Here is a 5,136-nt window from a genome sequence, read left to right on the forward strand (position 1 = left end):
AGGAGGACGGCTTTGAGGAAGGCACAGAAGCTGACATTCGAGATTTCTGCATAGGTTCAATTGCAAGGTATAAGGTACCTAAATACGTGTTCTTTGTGGATGAATTCCCACTTACAACCAGTGGAAAAATCCAAAAGTACAAACTGGGAGATTTAGGTCTCCAGTATCTTGAAGAAAGGCGCGAAAGAGGGGAATTATAACCTCTTAATTTACTTTTTTTATTCCTAATTTTTTTTCAAAATATTTCAAAAAACCGCAAGGTTTATATATGATTTGAAATAAAGTAAATATTGTAACTATGATTTATGATATATAACCACGCCATTATATCGAAGTAATTTGTCTCTATACGAATTCAACTATCTAAAAAGGGGTTGATAATAATGCCACAAGTATATGAAACTACTGCATGGAGCGTAGTAACAATTTAAGATTACAAGTTGCTTAATCTTTTAAATCAAACTTAAAATAATCATTTTTCACCTTTGGATTAAGCAGCTTTTAATTTCAACTTAGTTTGTCGAACTTGTTTAGAGTATCTAAACCATCATCATTAGAGGAATAAACATGGAGAAATTTAGTGCAAATCAAATCAATGTAAAAGAGACAGTTGAAAAAGCAATAAACAATCATCCGGAGTTCCATTTCTTTGTGGATGAACTCACAGCAGACGACTACATGCCGACATATGCAGGCATTGCCGATGAAAAGTACTCATACGACCAGATGGATGATGAATTTTTCAAATTCATCGGAAGAAAAATAGATTCCAACGGCATCTACTTGAGAATCTGCTATCTGACAGGAGATATTGTCGATGATGAGGCAATATTCACCATTGAAATCGGACCGGATGAAAAGATCTTCAGGACAAACGACATTGACAGCATTCAGGTCGTTGAGATGGCTGATTATGGAATAAAGATTAAAGGAGATGAGGTCACCTTCGGAACAACTGTAGATGGTGGGTGCGGTCAGACCCCTTACTTTGCAGAGTTCGGTTCCAAAAGGGGCAATGAGACATATCTCTCACAGGACAATCCTTTAAATAAATTCATAATCAATCTGATGAAAGAGTTCCTTGAAGTGTAGATTCTCTGCACTCAAATTTTTTGTGAGGTGTCATATGTAGTAATAATGTTTTATTTCAATCGTTGTTGGGTTTATAGAATAATTGGGGTGCATATGTTAGATTTTGAAAAATTTAGATATGAGATAATCGAATTCATGTGTGAAGATACATTAAAGGCAATTGATTGGGGTGTCCTTGATTTGGGGCACATTAAAAACTACGAGCTGAAGGAAATTCTGCTCACATTGGAAACTGCATTGGCATTGGAGCTTGAAAGCAATTACATAAACAATAACACAGGAATATTCAGGGTCTCACTCAAAGGCCATTACTGGTGTTATGAAGAGAAGGGAATAAAGATTAAAGCAAAAAACATAAGCGAACTTAAAAGAATAGTTAAAAGTCAAAACAGAATATGGTATGTATTCGATGAAGAATTGGGAGGTAGATGTGTTAAACTTAAGAGAATTGGCTAAATTCGTCTTTTTGATTGGATATTTGTTAGTGTGTGTAGCATTTGGAAACATTTTGATTTAGGAGGTAAGATTATGGCAGTATGTCCTAATTGCGCAAAAAAGATAAGGGATAATTTTGTCTACTGCAGGGTTTGTGGCACAAAATTGTCCGGTGAAAATCCTGGGGATTTCACAACCGAGATGTTGAACGTATTTGATCACGAAGATGGGTTCGTCTACCTGTTCAGCGACAAGGGTAATCAGGTGGTTTTGAATGCAGGCTCAATAGAGGAGCTGGCTTTCATGGCTCATGAGAATAATTATCCTTGGGAGTTCAGGGACAAATCCCGAAACTCCACTAAAAAGGTAGAATTGGTAAAAACACCACAGTTTGAAACTGATTTTTTAAGGGCAAGTTCACTTCAAAAGCCAGAAGTGATTCCAACATCATCAACATTCAAAAAGGCAGAAACAGAAAAGAGCGAAAGCTATGTTCCTGACTTTGAGGTTTCAAGTGTCGTTGATGATTCTTCAAAGCCTAAAAAGAATAACGGACCATCAAACGAATTTGGAATAAGAAAATCATTTGGAAGTGAGAGATTTCTCAAGGGACGCTCCAGATTAGCAAGGCAGAACAGGCGAAAAACGCCTAAAAGCGAAGAGTTCTGGCAGAAGAAATCCCAGATGACTAGAGAGTATTATCAGAAAAGAACTGATGAGATAAACGAGAGGTTAACCAGCCATAATATGGATAAGCTACTCAGATGATCATGTTGACAGCGGTTTGGCCATGTTTTTTTTAGCATTCGTAATATCACTTAACTCCTATTTTCAGTTTTTTTCGTGGCTAAACCGCAATAATGTATTGGTGATATGATGGATAGGCAAGGAATCTACATTTTCAAGGATAGGGAAGAGTTCATCAAGTTTATTGAACTTCTTGAAAAGGAATATCATGAGAAAAACGATAATCATTAACTTTTTAGGCAATGTTTGGCAAATATATATTCAATGAATTTGCTGAACATTCCCGAATCATATGTCGCATCCCGAAGCGGTGATGAAATCACCTATAATTTCAATCTTACTATTTTTACGCTTGATGGTAAGGTCAAGTTTGACATTAACGGACGGGCTACCTCATGGATGTATTCAAACGACGGATTCATTGAAAGAATCCTCTTTGAAAATCTCAACAGGTGCTTTTTGGCCGAGCATATCCTAAAGGAAATAGAAATCAGAAACATCCTGGACGAGGGACGGAAATATCTGGACTTGGAAAAGTATGCTAAGGCCATCGAATGTTTTGATGAGGTCATATATTATGATAAAGATTACTCAGAAGCTCTTCTTTTCAAGTCCCATGCACTCTTCGGTCAGGGTCATTTCGTCAAGGCACTGAGGCACTATAAGAGGGCCTTAAAGGCAAACCCTAATCTTAAAGACATTGAATATCACAGGCTGCTTCTGGCCAAATCATCTGAGGAAAGGGACAATTTCCCGAAAATCAAGAGGTTCATATTCACAGGAGATGAGCTTTTTTCACGTGGGGACTTTGAAAAGGCGGTTGAAAGCTATGACAAGGCGCTTGCCAATCCCTCAAAGTTCAAGTCAAAGATTTTATATAATATTTTAAACAAAAAGGGAACTGCCCTTTTCAAGCTTCAAAGATTCGATGGCGCTTTGGAATGTTTTAATGAGTCTTTGAATGTCAATCCGAGGGATTATGCATACTTCATGAGGGGATTTTGCATGCATTCTCTGGGTATGGCCTTGGATGACTCATTCATCAATGCACGAAATATCACCAAGGATCAGCAGCTTTACAGGGCACTGATTTTAAATGAAGCAAAACGCCATGAAGATGCAATCAGATGTGTGGATGATTTACTAAGTGTCCATTTCGTTGCAGACAAAATGTATTTCATTGCACTTTCATGTAAAATATCGTCTATGGAATCGTTGGGTATGGATGTGCATTATGAAAAATGCCTGTTGGATAGGATTTGATGGATGGTCAATATTTTTCACACTTTTTTAGGAAATATTTATATCATGTTATTAACATATTATACGGTAGGTGTTAATAATGGACGATGAATTGTTAATAAAATTAGCTTATGTAAACATTTCAACCTACAGGGCAAAGGCTACCAAAGCTCTGAAAGGAGATGTTAAAACTCCAACCAAACTTGCGGAAGAAACCGGAATAAGAAAAAACCATATATCAAAAGTCCTTCGTGACCTGAAAAGAGAAGGCATTGCAGAATGCGTAAATGAGGATGCCCACAGAGGAAGACTTTACCGACTCACCGATATTGGCGAAGGTATTGTTGACAGTGTTGTCTTGGAAAGAAAATAACTCTTTTTGATTGTTCTGGAATCTGCTTTGATTGAACTGATTCAGGACATATCCTCTCTACTTTTTTTAATTTCCAGATGGAATATTTTTTAAATAGGATATTGAATGTGATAATATGGGAATCTGTCCGGTATGTGGAACTTTTATCGATCCCGGTGAGCCTTACTGTTCGGATTGCGGATATATAAGCAGCAGTTCGACTGATAGTGAAGATGATGAGCTTGACTTTTCAGTCTTTGATGAGGATGATTTGATTGAAGTGCTTGAGGAGCACGGATACGATTTGTATGATCTTGAAAATGACCTCATTCCTGATTGGGAAGTCGAGGAAATCTATGATGAGCTGAGATAATGTCAAAAAAGTGCTATTACTGCAGTTATTGGGTGATAATGGGTGAAAAGGGATGAAAATAGAACTGACTCTTGATGAGAACAACTTTGCGATTAAGCAAATCCATTCTTATTATGCAAATGACGGAAAGTCCAAATACGGCAAATGCATCAAATCAACATTAGACAATCTTGAAAATGGGATGTTTGATTTGAATGAGCTGTTGGCTGATGATTATAATCACAACATTATCATTAAGAAGCTGTTTTCCGTTTTTTTCGAAAAGCTTCAGTTGGAGTTGGAAAAGAATAAAACTGGTGTTTTCGGAGTAACTAAAGCTCATTATCCGGATGGAATCAGGTGGTATTACAAAAATTCGATAAAAAAGGAATTCTTTAGGACATCTCCTGTATATGCCAACAGTCTGCAGGATTTAAAGGCAAAAATCAAAAAGAGAAATGACTTTTGGTTCATACTGGATGGAGACATTGTCAAAAAGCAAAGGGACAAGTTCGGCAAAAACAGGTATTCTTCCGATTTGATAGATTTGATAATTGAAATCAATTCAAAAAGTGATGATTATAGGCAAATGCGTGAAAGGGAAAATGAAAGGGAGAGAAAAGCCCGGGAGATTGATGAATTGACTAATGTTGACCGTCGAAATGACTTCAAAAGGGAAAGCTACGGTTCCTATTAGCTGAGTTCATATGGTTTTGAAGTTCATGAATTGGCATTTGAGAAAAATCTCCAATAGAAAATATTCCTCTATGTGGTGAACTGATAGTGAAATAGCTAATGGATAATTATTTATCTTAAATGTGCAAGAATACCTCGCCTTCTTAAGATGAGGATGAATTGCAGAAAATAGGGGTCTTTGATTTTTTTGTGTAATTAATATATTATTTTTAGTGTTTAC

General features: G+C 36.7%; 8 protein-coding genes and 1 pseudogene. 8 read left to right on the forward strand and 1 reads right to left on the reverse strand.

Annotation, left to right across the window (positions count from 1 at the left end; translation table 11 throughout):
- From Q0W26_RS11265 to Q0W26_RS11300, 8 genes and pseudogenes are all read left to right on the forward strand, one after another.
- Nucleotides 1-200: pseudogene (locus Q0W26_RS11265) on the forward strand (AMP-binding protein); the annotation flags it as partial.
- A 367-nt stretch (nucleotides 201-567) separates the two neighbouring features.
- On the forward strand, nucleotides 568-1,092 hold the full coding sequence (locus Q0W26_RS11270) for a hypothetical protein (protein WP_298525447.1): 525 nt from the start codon (nucleotides 568-570) through the stop codon (nucleotides 1,090-1,092).
- 93 nt (nucleotides 1,093-1,185) lie between these two features.
- On the forward strand, nucleotides 1,186-1,548 hold the full coding sequence (locus Q0W26_RS11275; RefSeq protein WP_298525450.1) for a hypothetical protein: 363 nt from the start codon (nucleotides 1,186-1,188) through the stop codon (nucleotides 1,546-1,548).
- A 72-nt stretch (nucleotides 1,549-1,620) separates the two neighbouring features.
- The gene (locus Q0W26_RS11280) at nucleotides 1,621-2,295 is read left to right on the forward strand and encodes a zinc ribbon domain-containing protein (protein WP_298525453.1); all 675 of its coding nucleotides are present in this window, start codon (nucleotides 1,621-1,623) and stop codon (nucleotides 2,293-2,295) included.
- A gap of 243 nt (nucleotides 2,296-2,538) precedes the next feature.
- Nucleotides 2,539-3,537: a tetratricopeptide repeat protein gene (locus Q0W26_RS11285; protein WP_298525456.1), complete on the forward strand. Its 999-nt coding sequence runs from the start codon at nucleotides 2,539-2,541 to the stop codon at nucleotides 3,535-3,537.
- 70 nt (nucleotides 3,538-3,607) lie between these two features.
- On the forward strand, nucleotides 3,608-3,889 hold the full coding sequence (locus Q0W26_RS11290; RefSeq protein ID WP_298525458.1) for a transcriptional regulator: 282 nt from the start codon (nucleotides 3,608-3,610) through the stop codon (nucleotides 3,887-3,889).
- 115 nt (nucleotides 3,890-4,004) lie between these two features.
- A complete protein-coding gene (locus Q0W26_RS11295; protein WP_298525461.1) occupies nucleotides 4,005-4,241 on the forward strand; it encodes a hypothetical protein in 237 nt (78 codons plus the stop codon).
- Nucleotides 4,242-4,293: 52 nt separating this feature from the next.
- Nucleotides 4,294-4,917 (forward strand): hypothetical protein, encoded by a 624-nt coding sequence (locus tag Q0W26_RS11300; RefSeq protein WP_298525464.1) that lies wholly within the window; start codon nucleotides 4,294-4,296, stop codon nucleotides 4,915-4,917.
- A 6-nt stretch (nucleotides 4,918-4,923) separates the two neighbouring features.
- On the opposite strand, the gene Q0W26_RS11305 is transcribed toward Q0W26_RS11300, so the two are convergent.
- On the reverse strand, nucleotides 4,924-5,136 hold a 213-nt coding region (locus Q0W26_RS11305), incomplete at its 5' end, for a hypothetical protein (RefSeq protein WP_298525466.1).

Origin of the sequence: uncultured Methanobrevibacter sp. (assembly GCF_947169325.1) — an archaeon.
Taxonomy (GTDB): domain Archaea; phylum Methanobacteriota; class Methanobacteria; order Methanobacteriales; family Methanobacteriaceae; genus Methanocatella.